Origin of the sequence: Thalassospira sp. HJ (assembly GCF_000948415.1) — a bacterium.
GTDB lineage: Bacteria > Pseudomonadota > Alphaproteobacteria > Rhodospirillales > Thalassospiraceae > Thalassospira.
The window spans coordinates 281,389-299,188 of the sequence record NZ_JYII01000006.1 but is presented as its reverse complement, the minus strand read 5'-3'; the positions used below and the strand labels follow the sequence as shown (position 1 = coordinate 299,188).

General features: G+C 56.0%; 16 protein-coding genes. 6 read left to right on the top strand and 10 right to left on the bottom strand.

What is annotated here, in order from left to right:
* Positions 1–34: 34 nt before the first annotated feature.
* Positions 35–568 (top strand): dihydrofolate reductase family protein, encoded by a 534-nt coding sequence (locus UF64_RS03325; RefSeq protein ID WP_044827176.1) that lies wholly within the window; start codon positions 35–37, stop codon positions 566–568.
* 81 nt (positions 569–649) lie between these two features.
* On the opposite strand, the gene fabG is transcribed toward UF64_RS03325, so the two are convergent.
* Positions 650–1,429 carry a 3-oxoacyl-ACP reductase FabG gene (fabG, locus tag UF64_RS03320; protein WP_044827175.1) on the bottom strand — a complete coding sequence of 260 codons (780 nt, stop codon included), beginning with the start codon at positions 1,427–1,429 and terminating at the stop codon, positions 650–652.
* A 229-nt stretch (positions 1,430–1,658) separates the two neighbouring features.
* Between fabG and UF64_RS03315 the strand changes: the two genes are divergently transcribed.
* Both UF64_RS03315 and UF64_RS03310 read left to right on the top strand, forming a co-directional pair.
* Complete coding sequence (locus tag UF64_RS03315; RefSeq protein ID WP_082049486.1) at positions 1,659–2,660, top strand: phosphotransferase enzyme family protein; 1,002 nt, start codon at positions 1,659–1,661, stop codon at positions 2,658–2,660.
* A complete protein-coding gene (locus UF64_RS03310; protein WP_044827174.1) occupies positions 2,657–3,991 on the top strand; it encodes an aspartate aminotransferase family protein in 1,335 nt (444 codons plus the stop codon). Before UF64_RS03315 ends, UF64_RS03310 begins: the two co-directional genes overlap by 4 nt.
* 22 nt (positions 3,992–4,013) lie before the next feature.
* Here UF64_RS03310 and UF64_RS03305 read toward each other — a convergent pair whose 3' ends face one another.
* The 7 genes from UF64_RS03305 to UF64_RS03275 all read right to left on the bottom strand — a co-directional run bounded on the left by UF64_RS03305 (position 4,014) and on the right by UF64_RS03275 (position 11,706).
* Positions 4,014–4,787 carry a DeoR/GlpR family DNA-binding transcription regulator gene (locus UF64_RS03305; protein ID WP_044827173.1) on the bottom strand — a complete coding sequence of 258 codons (774 nt, stop codon included), beginning with the start codon at positions 4,785–4,787 and terminating at the stop codon, positions 4,014–4,016.
* Positions 4,788–4,840: 53 nt separating this feature from the next.
* Complete coding sequence (locus tag UF64_RS03300; protein ID WP_044827172.1) at positions 4,841–6,649, bottom strand: methyl-accepting chemotaxis protein; 1,809 nt, start codon at positions 6,647–6,649, stop codon at positions 4,841–4,843.
* A 204-nt stretch (positions 6,650–6,853) separates the two neighbouring features.
* Positions 6,854–8,617 carry a methyl-accepting chemotaxis protein gene (locus UF64_RS03295; protein WP_044827171.1) on the bottom strand — a complete coding sequence of 588 codons (1,764 nt, stop codon included), beginning with the start codon at positions 8,615–8,617 and terminating at the stop codon, positions 6,854–6,856.
* A gap of 215 nt (positions 8,618–8,832) precedes the next feature.
* Positions 8,833–9,291, bottom strand: a complete 459-nt coding sequence (rlmH, locus tag UF64_RS03290; RefSeq protein ID WP_044827170.1) for a 23S rRNA (pseudouridine(1915)-N(3))-methyltransferase RlmH — start codon at positions 9,289–9,291, stop codon at positions 8,833–8,835.
* 79 nt (positions 9,292–9,370) lie between these two features.
* Positions 9,371–9,760: a ribosome silencing factor gene (gene rsfS / locus UF64_RS03285; RefSeq protein WP_369792934.1), complete on the bottom strand. Its 390-nt coding sequence runs from the start codon at positions 9,758–9,760 to the stop codon at positions 9,371–9,373.
* 54 nt (positions 9,761–9,814) lie between these two features.
* Positions 9,815–10,423 (bottom strand): nicotinate-nucleotide adenylyltransferase, encoded by a 609-nt coding sequence (locus UF64_RS03280; RefSeq protein WP_044827168.1) that lies wholly within the window; start codon positions 10,421–10,423, stop codon positions 9,815–9,817.
* A complete protein-coding gene (locus UF64_RS03275; RefSeq protein ID WP_044827167.1) occupies positions 10,420–11,706 on the bottom strand; it encodes a glutamate-5-semialdehyde dehydrogenase in 1,287 nt (428 codons plus the stop codon). The genes UF64_RS03280 and UF64_RS03275 overlap by 4 nt, the downstream gene beginning before the upstream one ends.
* A 251-nt stretch (positions 11,707–11,957) precedes the next feature.
* Here UF64_RS03275 and UF64_RS03270 point away from each other — a divergent pair, with 251 nt between their 5' ends.
* Positions 11,958–13,832 carry an ABC transporter ATP-binding protein/permease gene (locus UF64_RS03270; RefSeq protein WP_044827325.1) on the top strand — a complete coding sequence of 625 codons (1,875 nt, stop codon included), beginning with the start codon at positions 11,958–11,960 and terminating at the stop codon, positions 13,830–13,832.
* Between the two features lie 90 nt (positions 13,833–13,922).
* Entirely contained in the window at positions 13,923–15,017 is a 1,095-nt protein-coding gene (locus UF64_RS03265; RefSeq protein WP_152630590.1) for a YHYH protein, read from the top strand.
* Here the strand turns inward: UF64_RS03265 and UF64_RS03260 are convergent, their stop codons facing one another.
* Entirely contained in the window at positions 15,018–15,974 is a 957-nt protein-coding gene (locus UF64_RS03260; RefSeq protein WP_044827166.1) for an AEC family transporter, read from the bottom strand.
* A gap of 88 nt (positions 15,975–16,062) precedes the next feature.
* Here UF64_RS03260 and UF64_RS03255 point away from each other — a divergent pair, with 88 nt between their 5' ends.
* Positions 16,063–16,677: a DUF4269 domain-containing protein gene (locus UF64_RS03255; protein ID WP_235284947.1), complete on the top strand. Its 615-nt coding sequence runs from the start codon at positions 16,063–16,065 to the stop codon at positions 16,675–16,677.
* Here UF64_RS03255 and UF64_RS19575 read toward each other — a convergent pair.
* The gene (locus UF64_RS19575; protein ID WP_052657434.1) at positions 16,674–17,744 is read right to left on the bottom strand and encodes a GAF domain-containing protein; all 1,071 of its coding nucleotides are present in this window, start codon (positions 17,742–17,744) and stop codon (positions 16,674–16,676) included. The two genes, UF64_RS03255 and UF64_RS19575, sit on opposite strands and share 4 nt — an antisense overlap.
* Between the last annotated feature and the right edge of the window lie 56 nt (positions 17,745–17,800).

Genomic DNA, 17,800 nt, shown 5'->3' with positions numbered 1-17,800 from the left:
GGGGCAAAGACCCCAATATCGGTTGGACATAGACATGAGCAAAAAACTGTTCCGCATTTATATCGCGGTCAGTCTGGATGGATTCATTGCGCGCGCGAACGGTGCGGTGGACTGGTTGGGGGAATATGACCCGGCAGAGTTCGGCTTTGATGACTTTCTGGACTCCGTTGGAACCTTGATCATCGGGCGAAACACCTTTGATCAGGTGATGGAATTTGGCGACTGGCCCTATGAGGCCCGCCGCACAATCGTTCTGACATCGCGTGATCTGCCCCATGACCGGCCCGCCAATACCGAGGCCTATGGTGGTAGCATCATCGAACTGGTCGATCAGTTGCGTGATCGCCGGGCCGGGGATGGTGACATCTGGGTCGTTGGCGGCGGCAGTGTGGTAACACAGTTCCTGTTTGGCGGCTTTGCCGATCAGCTTGATATCTTTACGATCCCGGAAGTGCTGGGGTCCGGCATTTCATTGTTCGGGCGCGATGCCGGAGGGCTCAAGCCCCGCCTGCTGGCATCAGAGCGATACAATTCCGGTGTCGTGCGCAGCCAGTACGGTTTGGCGTAAGCGCAAAAACAACAAAGACCGCATTGGATGAACGCGATGCGGTCTTTGCTTTTCTGTGCCGATTTTCTGCCGGGTGGTGGCTTAAATCTCTTCGAGTGCCTCAAGCGATTCCGGCAGGATCTGGCCGCCATCGACCACGATCTGCTGACCGGTAATGTAGGCGGCTTCATCAGAGGCAAAGAACAGGGCGGCATTGGCGATATCCTCGACACTGCCCAGACGTTTGAGCGGGATCGAATTCGCCATCGAGCTGAGATATTCCTGGCCCAGATCGGCCAAGCCCTCTGTCATGATATTGCCCGGCATGACGGCATTGATCGTCGTGTTATAGCGCGACAGTTCCATGGCGGCGGTTTTGATGAAGCCAAGCTGGCCGGCCTTTGACGCGCCATAATGCGACCAGCCCGGATAGCCGGTCACGGGGCCTGTGATCGAGGACGTAATCACCACGCGACCCTTGCCGGATTTTTTGAAATAGGGGATGCAGGCCTTTACGCACAGGAAGCTGCTTTTAAGGTTGGTCGACATCACCTGATCCCAGTCATCAGCCGTCATGTCGATCATCTTGATCTGCGGGAAGATGCCGGCATTTGCACACAGGATATCAATCCCGCCAAAGGTTTTGGCCGTGTATTCGGCCAGTGCAGAGACCTGATCAAAATCCGAAACATCACACAGGAACATGTCGGCCGTGCCGTCGGCAGCCTTGATTTCATCGACGGTGGCTGCCGCGTCCTTTTCAGTGCGGGCCGCGATCATGACCTTTGCCCCCTTGCTGGCAAATACCTTGGCGATGCCCTTGCCAATGCCCTTGGAGCCGCCGGTGACGATGACGCTTTTGCCTGAAATCGAAGTCAGCATGGTCGATCCTTTCGTGAAGTCATGGGGCAATGCGCCTGGCAGCTTTATTCTGCGCTGCGGATTGCCGATCCCTGATTGTGCGCTGCGTTATGTTTTCTTGATGATTGGTCGAAATATTCCGTGATGCAACAAAAAATGTTGCAAGTTACACATTTTGTGCCGCATTATTCACAAAATGGCGCGAAAACCCGATTTCGGGCGGTCATGAGAAAGCGACAGGAGGCATCGGTTGGGCGGCATTTACGATGACAACATGATTGATGTCCTGAAAGAGGGCGCGGTATCGGTCCTGCCCGGTTGGGGCATGGGCGAAGACACCGATGTGTCGCTTCTGACCGTCTCGGAAAATGCGACCTTTTTCGCAACTGACCCAAGTACCGGCGCGAAGCTGATCTTGCGGGTGCATCGGCCGGGCTATCACACGCGGGCGGAAATTGAATCCGAACTGGCCTGGATCAATGCTCTGCGTGCCAGTGATATCGTCGATACCCCCAAACCGCGCCTGCGCCACGATGGATCACTGGTCGCCGAATTTGATCATGGCGGGGTCAGTCGTCATGTGGTCGCCTTTGATTTCATGAGCGGCGATGAACCCTCTGCCGACGAGGCATTGGTTGACGGGTTCTTCAAACTTGGCGCGATCAGTGCGCGCCTGCATGGTCATGCGCGGCAATGGACGCGTTCTGTCAATTTCGTGCGCAAAAGCTGGACCTTTGACACCACGCTTGGTGCCAACCCGCATTGGGGTGACTGGCGCGCCGCACCCGGCCTTGATGGCGATGGCCTGGCCTTGCTGGAACGGCTTTGTGTGCATCTTGATCAGAAGCTGGCAGCTTTTGGCATGGGCAATGATCGCTATGGCCTGATCCATGCGGATCTGCGTTTGGCGAACCTTCTCGTCGATGGTGACCGGCTGGGCGTGATTGATTTCGATGATTGTGGCTTTGGCTGGTTTGGCTACGACTTTGCGGCTGCCATCAGCTTTATCGAACTTGATCCGATTGTCCCGGCCCTGAAAGAAGCCTGGGTCGAGGGATACCGAACCGTCGCACCGTTTTCTGCCAGTGACGCTGCCATGCTTGATAGTTTTGTGATGCTGCGTCGCCTGCTTTTGACAGCATGGATTGCAAGCCATCCGGAAACACCGACTGCGCAGGAAATGGGCACGGGCTTTACCGCAGGCACCCTGCAAATGGCAGAGGATTATCTGACAGCCGAGGGCGCGAAATGAAGCCTGTGCGCCCCATCCTTGATATGAATGCCTATGACGGCAAAACGTCATTTGGCCGCCCCCCAATTGGCGATGATCTGCTGTCACGGCGAACCCGGAACTTTGGCGCGGCATCGGTGCTGTTTTACCGTGATCCGATTGAAATGGTGTCGGGTTCTGGCTGCTGGATGACGGCGGCCGATGGCACGAGCTATCTCGATTTTTATAACAATGTGCCATCGGTCGGGCATTGCCATCCGCGCGTGGTCGCCGCCATGGCGGAACAGGCCGCGAAGCTTAATATCAACAGCCGCTATCTGCATCAGACGACCGAGGAATATCTTGATCGGCTTAAGGCGACATTTCCGGATTATCTTGAAAATATCGTCCTGACCTGCAGTGGCAGTGAAGCCAATGACCTTGCACTGCGCATTGCTGAGAGGGCGACGGGTGCCAGCGGCTTTATCGTGACCGAGTCCGCCTATCACGGCAATACGCGTGCGGTGACCGACATTTCACCATCGGCACTCAAACGCGGCAATCTGGCCGATCACGTCATTGCCGTTCCGGCCCCGAGCAAGCTGATTTATGGCGATGATGTTGCCGCCGGTTTTGCCGATGAGGTCAACAAGGCCGCCCTTGTGTTGCAGGATCGCGGTTACGGGGTCGCGGCCCTGATTGCGGACAGCATTTTTTCAAGCGACGGCGTGTTTTCCAATCCGCGCGGGTTTTTGCGGTTGGCGGTTGCGGTTGTCCATCGTGCTGGCGGGCTGTTTATCGCTGATGAAGTGCAGCCGGGATTTGCACGCACCGGTGATGCGTTTTGGGGTTTTGCCCGCCATGATGTCGAACCCGATATCGTCAGCATGGGCAAGCCGATGGGCAATGGTTTCCCGATGGCGGGCATTGCCGTGCGTCCGGAATTGCTCAGCGCATTTTGTGATGATGTCGGTTATTTCAACACCTTTGCAGCAAGTCCGGTGGCCTCGGCAACGGGATTGGCTGTTTTGAATGTCATCCGCGATGAAGAGTTGCAGGCCAATGCAGCACTTTGTGGCAAGTCATTGCGCGAAGGTTTGCTGCATCTGGCCGATATTGATGGCCGGATCACGGATGTGCGTGGTGCCGGATTGTTCATCGGTGTTGATCTGTCCCCCGATGGGGATCCGGCCAAACCCAGCGGGCAACTGGTCGGTGACGTGATCAATGCGATGCGCGAGAACCGGGTTCTGATCGGGGCGGCCGGGAAGTATGGCCAGACATTGAAAATCCGTCCGCCGCTTTGCCTGAAATCGTCCGAAGTTGATTTCTTTATCGAGGCTTTGGCGAAGTCGCTTCGTACTTGTCGCTAAATAGCAGGACTAGGTGGAGTGGCTAGCTGCGTGTGGCCGCCTTGATCGTGCAGCCACCTGCACGGATGGTTTCATCCAAAACACCCATCGGACTTTCATCCGTGACCAGCACATCCACCGACGTCCAGTCGCAATAGCGTGCCGGGAAGGCCTGATTGAATTTGGTGTGATCGGCAACGATCATGCTGCGCGTGGCACGTTCCATCATGACGGAATAGACATCAGCCGCCTCGATCAAGGCGTCACTGGCGCCGTCACCATCAAGGCCGCTGGCGCCCAGAATGGCCCATTCCACACGATAGTTTTCCAAAAACCGCACAGTCTGTGCGCCGTGCATTGCACCTTCTTGGGCGTGATAAAGGCCCGGCGCCATGATCACGCGGATCGTCGGGTTGATGGCAAGAACCGTGGCGACACCAAAGGAATGGGTGATCACGGTGAGATCGGTCATGGTGACCGCCAACCGTTTGGCGACATGCACGGTGGTTGCGCCTGATCCGATCATGATGTGGCGTGCGCCGGCCAGAACCGGAACAGATTGTTTGGCGATGCTTTCGCGCTCGGTGATGTGAAGCTGATGGCGTTCATTTAGGCCCGGCTCGCTGGCCTGACGGCGAACAGCCCCACCGTAGGTGCGGTTGATCAGCCCTTGCGACGTCAGTTCGTCAAAGTCGCGTCGAATGGTTTCATTCGAAACATTCAGACGTTCGGCCAGATCCGCGATTCGAAGCGACGGTTCGAGGTCAAGCTCGCCAAGAATACGTTGTTGTCGAAGGGTTTTCTTGTTTGTTGCCATGACGCGATGATAGTGCCCGCACCCTCATCGCGCCAGCCGTTTTAAGCAATCGGTCAATCGGATTTCAGGCCGTATTTGCGGCAATGGGCGTGGTAGCTGCTGGCAAGTTCATCTGCCCCGATCAGATTGCCTCCCTCGTCCTTGTAGGTCAGGTGATGTTCAATCGACTGACCCTGCCAAAGCTTCTCGATCTCGGCGCGTTTAGACGTCTTGCGGAAATCGGCAATGAAGTCATCGATCGCACAAAGCAACGGATAGGATGCCGGATCGGCTGCGACCGCCGCGACATAGAAGAACGGGTGCGGCAGGATCGGCTTGGGCAGAACCTCAAGCCTTCCATGCCATGGGCTTTGCGGGTTTTTCGACGCCCAGTAAAACACCGGATGGTCCCCGGCAAAGGCATCAATCGCTCCGTCGGCAACGGCATCATGCACGCGTGAAATATCACCATAGGCAATCATGTTTGAAAGCTTGGCAATGCCGCCGGGCTTATTTTCATTATCGGCCCAGCGAAGCCCGACATCCTCAAGCACGGCAAGGGCGGCCGGGTCGTTGACCGTACCCAGAACCTTGCCCTCAAGATCGGCAATCGTGTTGATCGATGTGTTGTCCGGGCGGCGGATCAGCGAGAAATTCAGATAGGTGTAGGTATCCGAGAACGCGACACCCTTATAGAAATCGCTGGGCGGCAAGGCGCACCAGACAACATCGGCGGGCGGCTGTCCGGCCTTTTTGCCGACAAACAGAAGTTCGGTCAGAAGATCCCACGGATGTTCAATGAACTCGCATTGCACACCGATGGATTTTGCAAAGGCCTCGGCATAGTCGATATCAATGCCATGCAGCGGACCGCCCTTTTGCGGGCGGAAGGAGGCGCCGACCAGTGCCGGATCAATCGCAATTCGGATCTTGCCGCGCGCCTTGATGTCGGCCAGCCGGTCATAGGCCGGGTCTTCCGGGATATAGTTGGCGGCCAAAAACCGTGAAAGTTTGCTCGATACATTTGCAGGATCGGTGGTGCAATCAGACAGCTTGCCGATTTCGCCAGAGGCCCAGCTGACCTTGCTGCGCGTGCGGGCTGATGAGTCCTTGCTGGCATCAAGCAGTTCAAACACGACCTGGTTGTGGCCGCTGATATGTTCAAGGCGGCCGGACATCTGGGCAAAGCGATCTTTCAGCCCACCAAGTGCCTCCTCGATTTCACCGCCCAGGCTATCAAGGTCATTGCCGATATTGCCCATGCTTTCGCGCAAGGATTTGGTGACATCGGAAAGATCGATTAGATCGACGGCCTCATTGGTGCGCTGCATGGTGCTTTGCGCCAGATTGCCGACTTCCTTGGCAACCACGGCAAAACCACGGCCATGATCACCTGCGCGCGCCGCCTCGATCGTGGCGTTAAGCGCCAAAAGCTTGATGCCCTTGCCGATATCTTCAATGGCACTCAGAACCTTTGCCGCCCCTTCGGCCTTGGTTTCCAGATCCTGACTGATTTTTTCAAGATCTCCACGGATGGCATCAGTTTTCGACGATACGGTTGCGCGCGTGCTTTCCTGTACGTCGTTGGCGGTATGGGTGCTTTCTTCGATTTCGCGACGCGTTTGTTCAAGACCGGTGCGCAGATTGTTGGAGCGCACATCGATCTCGCGCATCAGGCTGTCTTGCGTTTCGCCCGCCGTATTGGCGAATTCCAGCAGGTTTTCGATGTAATCAAGGGCAGTGGAAATACCGCGCATCAGCGCGTCAAGTTCATCGGGCTTTGGGGTGGGCGCATCTGACTTCGCTTCGGGGATGTCAGATGATTGTTGCGGCGCGTCCTGATCGACCAAGTCCGCACGCGGAGCCATGATGGTTTCTTCCATTTTTCAAAGCCTCACCACTGCCACTGAATTGTGTGAATTTTTATTTCTTATAAGGAAACTCTATCGCCCGGTGGAAAATGTTGCAAGGCAACATCTTGTGAAAGTTGATGACAGGTCCTGTGACGCCTTGAAGTTGCAATGCTTTTCAAATGCCGTTGGACAATCCGTCCTGGCCTGACGGCATTTGATGTTGCGTTGCGAATATTAAGCGTCGGCAATGCCGAACTTACGGCAATGGGCGTGATAGAGGGTTGCGAGTTCATCCGCACCGATCAGGTTGCCGGCCTCGTCCTTGTAGGTCAGGTGATGTTGTAATGCCTGACCCTGCCAAAGCTTCTCGATCTCTGCGCGTTCGGTGCTGTTGCCGAACTCGGCAATGAACTCGTTGATCGCACAAAGCAATTTCCACGATGCCGGTTCGGCAGCCACGGCGGCGGTATAGTAGTACGGTAGGGGCAGGATATTACCCGGCAGGACTTCGATCCGGCCATGCCAGGGGCTTTCGGGGTTGTTCGCCGCCCAGTGGAAGATCGGCTGATCAACCGCAAAGGCATCAACTGCCCCGTCGGCCAGGGCATCATGCAGTCGGGTCTGATCGCTATAGGCAATCAGGTTGGAAAGCTTGGCGATACCGCCCGGCTTGTTTTCATTATCCGCCCAACGCAGTCCCTGTTCTTCAAGAACCTGAAACGCCACCGGGTCATTAATGATGCCCAAAACCTTGCCATTCAGGTCCGAAAGACGGTTGATCTCGGTATTGCCGGCACGGCGACACAGCGCGAAGTTGAGATAGGTGTATGTGTCGGAATAGGCGACACCTTTGTAGAAGTCGCTGGGTGGCAGGGCGCTCCAGACCACATCGGCGGTTGGCGCACCGGGTTTTGCGCCAACGAACAAAAGCTCTGTCAGCAAATCCCACGGATGTTCGACAAATTCGCATTCAACACCCAACCATTTGGCGAGTGCGCGCGCGTAATCGGCATCAAGTCCGCGCAGCGGATCATTGGGCCTCAGGCGGAATGATAGGCCGACAAAGGCCGGTTCAATGGCAATGCGGATTTTGCCGCGTGCCTTGATGTCAGCCAGACGGTCATAGGTCGGATCATCATGCAGATGATGGGATTTCAGGAACTGCGTCAGGTTGGTCTGTGCCGTGTTGGCATCACCAAGGCTTGCGCCCAGTGCCTTGGTGTCGTTATGCGCCCACGTGACCTTGCCACGCGTTCGGGCCGAGGCATCCTTACTGCCCGCCAGTAATTCAAACACTACCTGATTATGTTCGGAGATATCAGACAGGCGCTCGGACATATTGGCAAAGCGTTCCTGAAGGGTGGTCAGCGACCCTTCGATTTCGTTGCCGAGGCTATCAAGGTCACTGCCGATATTGGCCATGCTTTCGCGAAGGGCCTTGGTCACGTCCGATAGATCAATCAGGTCGACGGCCTCGTGGGTGCGTTGCATGGTGCTTTGGGCAAGGTTGCCGACTTCCTTCGCAACAACCGCAAAGCCGCGCCCGTGATCACCAGCGCGCGCAGCCTCGATCGCGGCATTCAGGGCCAAAAGCTTGATGCCCTTGCCGATATCTTCAATGGCGCTCAGGACCTTGTTTGCACCTTCGGCCTTGGTTTCAAGCTCCGCACTGATGCGTTCAAGGTCGGTCCGGATGGCTTCGGTTTTTTCCGCGACGGTGGCCCGGGTGGATTCTTGTACGTCATGGGCAACGGATGTGCTGTTCTCAATCTCGCGGCCGGTTTCATCAAGACCGGCGCGCAGATTGTTGGAGCGCACATCGATCTCGCGCATCAGGCTGTCCTGGGTTTCGCCCGCTGTGTTGGCAAATTCCAGAAGATGCTGAATGTAATCCAGTGCGGTGGAGATACCGCGCATCAATTCTTCGATGCTGGCGTTTGTTTGGGCGACGTTGCGCGCAGTTTCGCTGTCCTGCGCAGCCAAAACGGTTTGTTCCATATTCAAAGCCTTACCATTGCCCAAGAGTCTTTTTTTGATTTTGGGAATATTTTTTTCTTGTAAGGAATGTTATCGGGGCAATGAGCATGTTGCAAGGCAGCATGCGCTAAAATGGGGAAAGGATCGTTGTTTTTTCGCGCAGAGCTTGAGCAAGGGTATAGGTCATATTCGACCTGAGGTAGGGGGTGACCCCACCTTTATGCTGCGGCGCAGTATTATTCGCGGTGATAGGGATGGTTGGTCTGGATGGCGTGGGCGCGAAACAGTTGTTCGGCGATCAGTGCACGCACCAGCATATGTGGCCAGGTGGCCTTGCCCAGGGACCAAAGCGTATTGGCCCGTGATTTCAGGGCCGCGCCATGTCCGTCCGCTCCGCCAATGGCAAAGGCGATATTGCCGGCATATTGATCCATCCAGCCTTCAAGCTTTTGCGAAAACTCGATAGAGCCATATTCCTTGCCGCGCTCATCAAGCGCGATCAGAAAGGCATTTTCCGGAATGACGCCAAGCAGGAGTTCTGCTTCGCGGTCTTTGAGCTGATTGGGGGGAAGCTTTTTCTTTTCTTCGACTTCGCGGAGCACAAAGGGCCAGCGCAGTCGGGCAGCGTAATGGTCAAAAAGATCTTTTTCAGGGCCGGCTTTCATCCGTCCCACCGCAGCAAGGGTGATTTGCATGTCTTCGATCCAGACCGTTACGCAAGTTATCTGTTTGACGCCAACGCCGTCCCCGGCAGGCGCCAAACAGCGCGGGCTGTTAGTACAGCCGCGCTGCCTGCTGTTTCAGGGCCGGGTTTTCAACGCCCCACATCTCTTCGATGTTGTAGAACGCACGAACTTCCGGACGGAACAGATGAACGATAACGTCGCCCGTATCCACCAGAACCCAGTCACCCTGTTCGGTGCCTTCGGCTGATGCACGGCCCTGGCCTGCATCCTTGATGGCTTCGACAATGTGCTCGGCCATGGCTGCGACGCGGCGCGAGGACGAGCCGGTTGCGATAACCATGTGATCAGCAAGGGAGGTTTTGTCGGTCAGATCGATGGTAACAAGGTCTTCGGCCTTGTCATCTTCAAGCGTACTCTTGATAAGCGAAAGCATTTCGCCCGGATTAAGAGACTGTTTTGCGGTACCTATGGTCGCCACCTTAATGTTCCGCGCGATGGTCGGAATTGCCCGACAAACACATCGCCGCGATGCTTACACCTGCCATCTGCCTTCGGCGCGGATTGCGGTCGAAGAAGCCGGATGGCGCTTGATTGGCAGGTATACCCAGGCCGGAACATCGAGATCGGCCAGCAAACCCGCCCTGTCCATGGGAATGCGCCAGCGTTCCATACGGCGCGCGGCGGTCCCGGACAATGCCTTGTTAGAATACCCTTCACGGTCAAGAACCGCAATGGGAGCACGTAAAATCAACCTTTCCCACCATTTCCATTTATGGAACTGGGCCAGGTTGTCAGCTCCCATCAGCCAAACGAACTTTGTTCGGGTAAAACGGCGTTGCAAGGCTGCAAGAGTGTCGGCCGTATAGCGGGTTCCAAGCTCGGTTTCAATTGCAGAAACAACAATGCGGGGATGCTTTGCCATCATCAGTGCTGAATCAAACCGATCCGCAAGGTCGGCCATGCCGGTCGATGACTTAAGCGGATTTTGCGGCGACACCAGCCACCAGACCGTATCAAGCTGCAGGCGTTTCAAAGCTTCGAGCGAGATATGCAGATGGCCTTCATGGGCGGGATTAAACGACCCGCCCAACAGGCCGACCCGGGGTGGGGCCGCATGTGATCTGGGTGCCGCTGAGATCATGGACGGGTTTGGCCAGTTCCACGAACGATGTATTTGTAACTCGTCAGCTGCTCGACTCCGACCGGGCCGCGGGCATGCAGCTTGCCAGTCGAAATGCCGATTTCGGCTCCCATGCCAAATTCACCACCATCGGCAAACTGGGTCGATGCATTCACAATCACGATCCCGGAATCCACCCCGTTCAGGAAGGTGGCCGTCGCCGTGGCGTTTTCGGCAACAATCGCGTCCGTGTGGTGCGAGCCAAACGTGTTGATGTGATCAACGGCCTCGTCAACACCTGACACAACCTTGATCGAGACAATCGCGTCGAGATATTCGGTGATCCAGTCATCAGCCGTGGCCGGTTTGATGCGCCCATCAATCGCCTGCGCGGTCTCATCACCGCGAAGCTCGCAGCCCTTGGCAACCAGTGCCTCGGCAATGCGCGGCAAAAGACGTCCGGCAACCGAACTGTCGATCAGAACGGTTTCGGTCGCACCACAAATGCCGACACGGCGCATCTTGGCGTTAACCACAATATCCACGGCCTTTTGCGGATCTGCACTGGCATGAACATAGGTGTGGCAAAGGCCTTCAAGATGCTTGAACAGCGGAATGCGGCTTTCATCGGTGATGCGCGAAATCAGCGACTTGCCCCCGCGCGGCACGATGACATCGATGTAATCCGACAGTTTCAGCATCTCGCCCACGGCCGCTCGGTCGGTCACCGGGATCATCTGAATGGCATTTTCGGGCAGGCCCGCCTCGGTGATGCCTGCCACCATGCAATCAAAGATCGCACGCGATGAATGGAAGCTTTCCGAACCACCGCGCAGAATGGCAGCATTGCCCGATTTGATGCACATGGCACCGGCATCGGCGGTGACGTTCGGGCGGCTTTCATAGATGATGCCAATCACGCCAAGCGGCACGGACACGCGTGCGATATCAAGGCCGTTATGTTCCGGGCTCCAGCGCGCAAGTTCACGCCCGACGGGATCAGGCAGTTCGGCAACCGCTTCGACACCCTTGGCAATGCCTTCGACGCGATCTGCATCGAGAGCCAGACGGTCCAGAAGTGCTGCGGTCAGTCCCTTGGCGCGGCCCGCTTCCATGTCCTTTGCGTTGGCGGCAAGGATAACATCGGAATTTTCACGCAGCTTTGCCGCTGCGGCCTTAAGGGCAGCTTCTTTTGGCTCGGCCGGGACCTGTGCGAGTTCGAGTGCCGCCTTGCGGGCCTTGATTCCCATATCGCGCATCAATGCTGCGATATCCTGGCTTTCGATACTGGCAAGCGCCGTCATGGTCCTGGTTCCGTTCCTTTGTGTTCGGCCTGTGCAAAACGCATTGGGCCGTTTGTTCTGAGATTTTATCAACAAATTGGCAAAATAGACGTCAAACCCGCTATCTGCAATGTCCTTGAATGCATAAAGCGCGCTGAATGCTTGCCAAACAGGACGCGGCGGTCCATCTGTTGATGACACAAAGACATGACATGCCGTGCGCATACCGCAATGCCGTTCGGTACCTGATTGGGGATAAGGTTTTGAAAAATATGGGTTCTGATCAGCCGACTGCGCGAGCAGAGTTCGGCGTCATCAAGACGTTCCTGCCCTATTTATGGCCGCGCGGCGAGGCAGAGCTTAAAGGCCGCGTTGTTATGGCCCTGCTGTTTCTGGTCGGGGCCAAGGTCGCCAATGTCTATATCCCCGTACTTTATAAATACGCGGTCGACGCACTTGGCGGTGGCGACAAGGCCGGTGATGCGGCAGCAAACGCGGCCCAGTCCGGATCGACCGATACCACAGCCTTGATCGTTGTGCCGGTCGCCCTGATTGTTGGCTATGGCCTTGTGCGCATTCTTGTTTCGGCCTTTGGCGAGATGCGCGATGCGGTCTTTGCCAAGGTGGCCCAACGTGCGATCCGCAGATCGGCGCTCAGCGTTTTTGAACATCTGCATGGCTTGTCGCTGCGCTTCCATCTTGATCGGCAGATGGGCGGGCTTTCGCGGGCGATTGAACGTGGGGTGAAGGGCATTGAATTTTTGCTGTCCTTCATGCTGTTCAATATCCTGCCGACCTTGCTTGAGATCGTCATGGTCTCGATCATTTTGTGGGCGCTTTATGATGTCTGGTTTGCGCTGATTACCTTTACCACCATCGTGATCTATATCGTTTTCACGCTGGTGGTCACCGAATGGCGCATGAAGTTCCGTCGCGAAATGAACAAGCGCGATGACGAGGCCAACACCAAGGCGATCGACAGCCTGATCAATTACGAGACGGTCAAATACTTCAACAACGAAGCCCATGAATCGACCCGATATGACAAGGCATTGCGCGGCTATGAAGTCGCTGCTGTGCAGTCGCAAGTCTCGCTTTCGAAGCTTAATGTCGGGCAGGGCGCGATCATTGCGGTGGGCTTGGTTCTCAACATGTTGCTGGCAGCCCAGGGCGTGAAGGACGGCAGCATGACGGTCGGTGACTTCGTTCTGGTGAACACCTATCTGCTCCAGCTTTACATGCCGCTTAACTTCCTTGGTTTTGTCTATCGCCAGATCAAACAGTCGCTGACCGATATGGAACGCATGTTCTCATTGCTGGACGTTGAAAAGGAAGTCGAAGACAAGTCTGACGCCAAGGGGCTTGCTTGCGGGAATGCCGCGATCCGGTTTGAGGATGTGCATTTCTCCTATAACCCGGATCGCAAGATCCTGAAGGGTGTCAGTTTCGAGGTCCCGGCGGGCAAAACCGTTGCGGTTGTTGGGCCGAGCGGGGCGGGTAAATCAACCCTGACCCGATTGATGTTCCGTTTCTATGACGTGTCGGGCGGCAAGATCACGATTGATGATCAGGACATCCGCGACGTAACGCAAAACTCGCTTCGGCGCGAGATCGGCATCGTGCCGCAGGACACCGTCCTGTTTAACGATACCATTGCCTATAACATTTCCTATGGCCGCCCGGGTGCGGAGCAGGACGAGATTGAAAAGGCCGCCAAGCTTGCCAGTATTGACGGCTTTATCGCCGGTCTGCCCGAAGGCTTCAAAACCATGGTCGGTGAGCGCGGTTTGAAGCTGTCAGGCGGTGAAAAGCAACGTGTGTCGATTGCGCGCATGTTGCTAAAACGCCCGAAAATCATGATCTTTGACGAAGCAACATCGGCCCTTGATACAAGGACTGAAAAGGATATCCAGCAAGCACTTCGCGATGTGTCGCGCGGCCATACCACGCTAATTATTGCCCACCGTTTGTCCACCGTGATTGATGCCGATGAAATCATTGTCCTGCGCGACGGGCAGGTGGCCGAACGGGGCCGTCATCAGGAATTGCTCGATCGTGATGGCCTTTATGCCGAGATGTGGGCACAGCAACAGGAAATCCGCGAGGCACAGGAAATCCTTGCCCATGCGGGCGAAATTCCCAGCTGATTGCACCGTACGGCAAGTTTGTACTGGAACCTTGCGACGTCATCGCCAAATAATGGGGATGACGTCGCAACTGGTTTTGGGGGAAGTCCGGTGCCGAAATTAACACGAAGCGATCTGCACGCGCTTGAGGGAGCGTCATCAGAACACCATCACGTTCATAGCCATGACCATCATCACCATCATGAGCCGATGGATGAAGGTGATTATGCCGGCGATACGCGCGAAGAAGTTGATCGCATGCGCCGCAACATTCTGGTGGGGATGGGGATGCTGCCGCTTGCCGGGATGGTTCTTAATCCGACCAAGCCGGCATGGGCGGTTTCAAACGAAGTCAGCATGCGCGAAGACGGTCGTTACCGCTATATCAATTCCAACGCGATCCCGGACCACGCGACCGGCAGTTTTCCAAACAGCAAGAATCCAAACTCCATCAAGGCGCAGTCGCTTGAATTTCGCTTGCCGCTGAACCCGGCGAAAGCCGGACGGTTTTCATCAATTGATCACATGTCATTTGGTGTGGCGGTCAATGGCGTACCGTTTGATCCCTATACCGCCGAGTTCTGGCAACGCGATCGTCAATCCGGCTGGCGCTACGAGGCTATTTCACCAACGGTCGATCTCGGCCTTGATCAGAATAACGCTCATGTCCAGCCAGACGGCACCTATCACTACCACGGACTGCCCAAGGGGCTGATTAAAAGCTGGTCGCCCGATCAGCATTCCATTCGTATTGGCTTTGCGGCTGACGGCTTCCCGATCTATGCGATGTTTGGTTATTCCAATCCCAATGATCCGGCCTCGTCCGTTGTGGCAGTGCGCAGTTCGTGGCGGGTGAAGTCCGGCACACGTCCGAACGGGCCGGGTGGCACATATGATGGCACCTATGGCGAGGATTTCGAATATGTCCAGGGGCTGGGCGACCTTGATGAGGCCAATGGGCGTGAAACCGTGACACCAGAATATCCCAACGGCACCTATGCCTATTTCGTGACGGAAAGTTTCCCGTTTATTCCGCGCCTGTTGGCCGGGATGCCCGATCGCAGTTTTGCCAAGGGGCAGGGCGGTATGGGGCCAGGTGGTACAGGTGGTGGGCCAGGTGCCGGTCTGGGCGGTGATCGGCGTGGTCCGCCACCGGGTGGCGGCTTCCCGGGGCAGCGTCCGAAATTCGGACCGCCGCCGCGTTAATCAGGGCAATGGCCCGAAGGCGGCGGAGCTATCAAGCATCCAAAGCGATATGCTGATGGTGATGAAGGACAGCAAGGTCGCCGCCATCAGGGCAGCGGCACTCATGCCTTCGTGGCCATATCGCTGACCATAGATGGCATAGACGCTAAACATCGGAGCACAGGCAAAGGTGACGGCTGCGATTTTCATCAGCGGATCAAGATCGGGCACAAGACCAAGCAAAAGGAAAATGATCAGCGGGTGCAGCACAAGCTTGCCGAAAACGATGCGCGCCATGTCAAAACGCAAACCGCGCAGCTTAAGTCCAACCAGCCCGCCGCCAATGACAAATAGCGCCACCGGACCTGAGGCAGAAGCCAGCATATCCACGACCGAAAAGATCGGGCCGGGCAAGGTGATGCCGGAAACCGAAATGGAAAGACCGATCAGAAGGGCGACGATGATCGGGTTGCGGCCAAGCCGAACAAAGGTCTTGCGCCAAATGTGCCAGCGATTTGCACCCTCTGTCTGGGCACTGTCGCCGAGGATCAGGGTAAGTGGCGTAATCACCAGATTTTCAATGATAAAGCAAAGGGCCAATGCAACCGCCGCCGTCGGGCCGAGCAATTGCACGACAATCGGATAGCCGACAAAACCACTGTTTGAGGCCGACATGCCCATGCCCTGAAGGGCAGCGTTCTGCTGGCTTTTCTTGGCAATAACGCGGGCAAAGAAATAGCCAAGTGCAAATACGATCAGCGACCCGGCGCAATAAACCGCAAGGTAGTCGGTATTAAGCACTTCTGTGATGTCACGAACGATCAGGGCGCGGATCAACAGGCACGGCAGGGCAAAGTTGATGACAAACGCGCCCATGCCACGTACGACCGGTTGCGGCACGATGTTGCGATAGACCGCGATATAGCCAATGGCAATAAGCAGGAAGATCGGCGTTGTAATGGCAAGGATATCAAGCATATGTGCCAGAGGCTTTCATTGTGAGTACGCGCAGATATGAGCTATCCCTGCTTTGGCATGCAGGTCAAGAAACGGAATGAATTTCAAGATGAACCATACGGTAATGGATTGGTCTGAGGGGCTCGATACGCAAAGCTTTTCCGGGTTGGCGTTACTTAAAGCCGCATCCGCGCAAGGTGCGCGGGCGGCCGATATCCTTGGCCGTCATCAGGTGCTTGAAAGCCTGGCTGCCTATGATCCGGAGGTCGTCGGAACCTTGCCGCTGGCGATTGGTACGCCGGAATCCGATATCGATATTCTTTGCCGTGTGTCTGATCTGGCGGCGTTCGACGCCTTTGCCGATGAGCGATTTGGCGGTTTTGATGGCTATAGTCGTCATCTGCGGAATGCCACCCGTCATGTGGCCGAGGCCCTTGTCGTCTGTTTTGACTGCGAAGGTCTTCCCATCGAAATCTTTGCCACCAATGGCCCGACGCGGACGCAATATGGCTTTATCCATATGCTGGTCGAAGCCCGAATTCTGTCTGTGATGGGGGATGCGTTTGCCAATGACGTGCGGGCGTTGAAGCAATCCGGCCTTAAAACCGAACCGGTTTTTGCCAAACTTCTGGGATTGGCCGGTGATCCCTATATCGCATTGGCAGAACTGGCGGAGTTATCCCCATCCGAACTTTGTGAACGATTGGACGTGCCGCGGAATTAGCCTGCGTCGGCCGGGACAGGCAACGCATGATACACGACATTTTCGATATCCTGTTCTCGGGCGACCTTAAGGGCGCTGCCCGCAATATCGAGGATGTCGCGCGCGCTGCTGTGGCGTTTGGCTTCGGGTTCGGCCCAGGTTGCGCCGACGCTGACCGTGATGCGTACCGGGTCGCCATTGTTGTCGGTAAACCGGCATTGTTCGCGCACGGTATCGCAAAGCTTGAAGCCCAGAAAACTTGTCTGTTCCTCGCGCGCGCCGGGCATCAGGCAGGCAAAGCCATAGCGGTCGACACGCCCGACAACATCGCGATCACGAAGCGACGACGTCACCGCGGACGCGATGGCCTGGACAACGCGTTCCATGGTTTCCTTGCCATATGTTTTGACAAGGTTTTCATGGTCATCAATCTCGAAGCGATAGATCGCAATCGGCGTGTGTTTAAGCCGCGAATTTATCAGTTCGCGATGCAGGAATTCCGTCATCCCTGTCGCATTCCAGGACCGGGTTTTTGGATCGGTCAGCATTTCCTGCTTGGCCGGATCAAGGTCGTCATAGACCTGTTGCGGGGTGCGTGCCCCGTAACGTAGCGCGATGATGGTTTCAGCCCAAAGTCCCAGATCCTCAAGGATCTGAAGGTCCTCGGTGCTGAACTGACGGGTGGTGGTATCAACCACACACAGGGTTCCGATCTTGAAGCCATCCGGGTTGGTCAATGGGACGCCTGCATAGGACCGAACAAACGGCGCATCGGTCACCAGCGGATTGTCGCGAAACCGGTCATCATTAGTCGCGTCTTCGACGACAAAGGCCTGATTGTCGTGGATGACATGGCCGCAGAACGAAATATCGCGCGGGGTTTCAGACGTCGGCTGATTGATGTTGGATTTGAAAAACTGGCGGTCGTTATCAAGCAGGGAAATCGCCACGATCTCGGAGCCGAAAATACGTTGGGCAACACGGGTGATGCGATCAAGTTCCGGGTCGGCGTCGCTGGTCAGGATGCCCATGCTTTCAAGCGATTTCTGACGATCAAGCTCGTCGTCAGGCAGTGCTGCCTTGTGCATCCGATTTCCCCCGTTTTGTCTTTTATGGCCGGAATTCTAATTGGTTCCGGCTTTTG

Excerpts from the sequence above, each read along its gene's own strand:
- UF64_RS03325 (WP_044827176.1), top strand. The coding sequence starts at position 35 with ATGAGCAAAAAACTGTTCCGCATTTATATCGCGGTCAGTCTGGATGGA.
- fabG (WP_044827175.1), bottom strand. The coding sequence starts at position 1,429 with ATGCTGACTTCGATTTCAGGCAAAAGCGTCATCGTCACCGGCGGCTCC.
- UF64_RS03310 (WP_044827174.1), top strand. The coding sequence starts at position 2,657 with ATGAAGCCTGTGCGCCCCATCCTTGATATGAATGCCTATGACGGCAAA.
- UF64_RS03305 (WP_044827173.1), bottom strand. The coding sequence starts at position 4,787 with ATGGCAACAAACAAGAAAACCCTTCGACAACAACGTATTCTTGGCGAG.
- UF64_RS03300 (WP_044827172.1), bottom strand. The coding sequence starts at position 6,649 with ATGGAAGAAACCATCATGGCTCCGCGTGCGGACTTGGTCGATCAGGAC.
- UF64_RS03295 (WP_044827171.1), bottom strand. The coding sequence starts at position 8,617 with ATGGAACAAACCGTTTTGGCTGCGCAGGACAGCGAAACTGCGCGCAAC.
- rlmH (WP_044827170.1), bottom strand. The coding sequence starts at position 9,291 with ATGCAAATCACCCTTGCTGCGGTGGGACGGATGAAAGCCGGCCCTGAA.
- UF64_RS03280 (WP_044827168.1), bottom strand. The coding sequence starts at position 10,423 with ATGATCTCAGCGGCACCCAGATCACATGCGGCCCCACCCCGGGTCGGC.
- UF64_RS03275 (WP_044827167.1), bottom strand. The coding sequence starts at position 11,706 with ATGACGGCGCTTGCCAGTATCGAAAGCCAGGATATCGCAGCATTGATG.
- UF64_RS03270 (WP_044827325.1), top strand. The coding sequence starts at position 11,958 with ATGGGTTCTGATCAGCCGACTGCGCGAGCAGAGTTCGGCGTCATCAAG.
- UF64_RS03260 (WP_044827166.1), bottom strand. The coding sequence starts at position 15,974 with ATGCTTGATATCCTTGCCATTACAACGCCGATCTTCCTGCTTATTGCC.
- UF64_RS03255 (WP_235284947.1), top strand. The coding sequence starts at position 16,063 with ATGAACCATACGGTAATGGATTGGTCTGAGGGGCTCGATACGCAAAGC.
- UF64_RS19575 (WP_052657434.1), bottom strand. The coding sequence starts at position 17,744 with ATGCACAAGGCAGCACTGCCTGACGACGAGCTTGATCGTCAGAAATCG.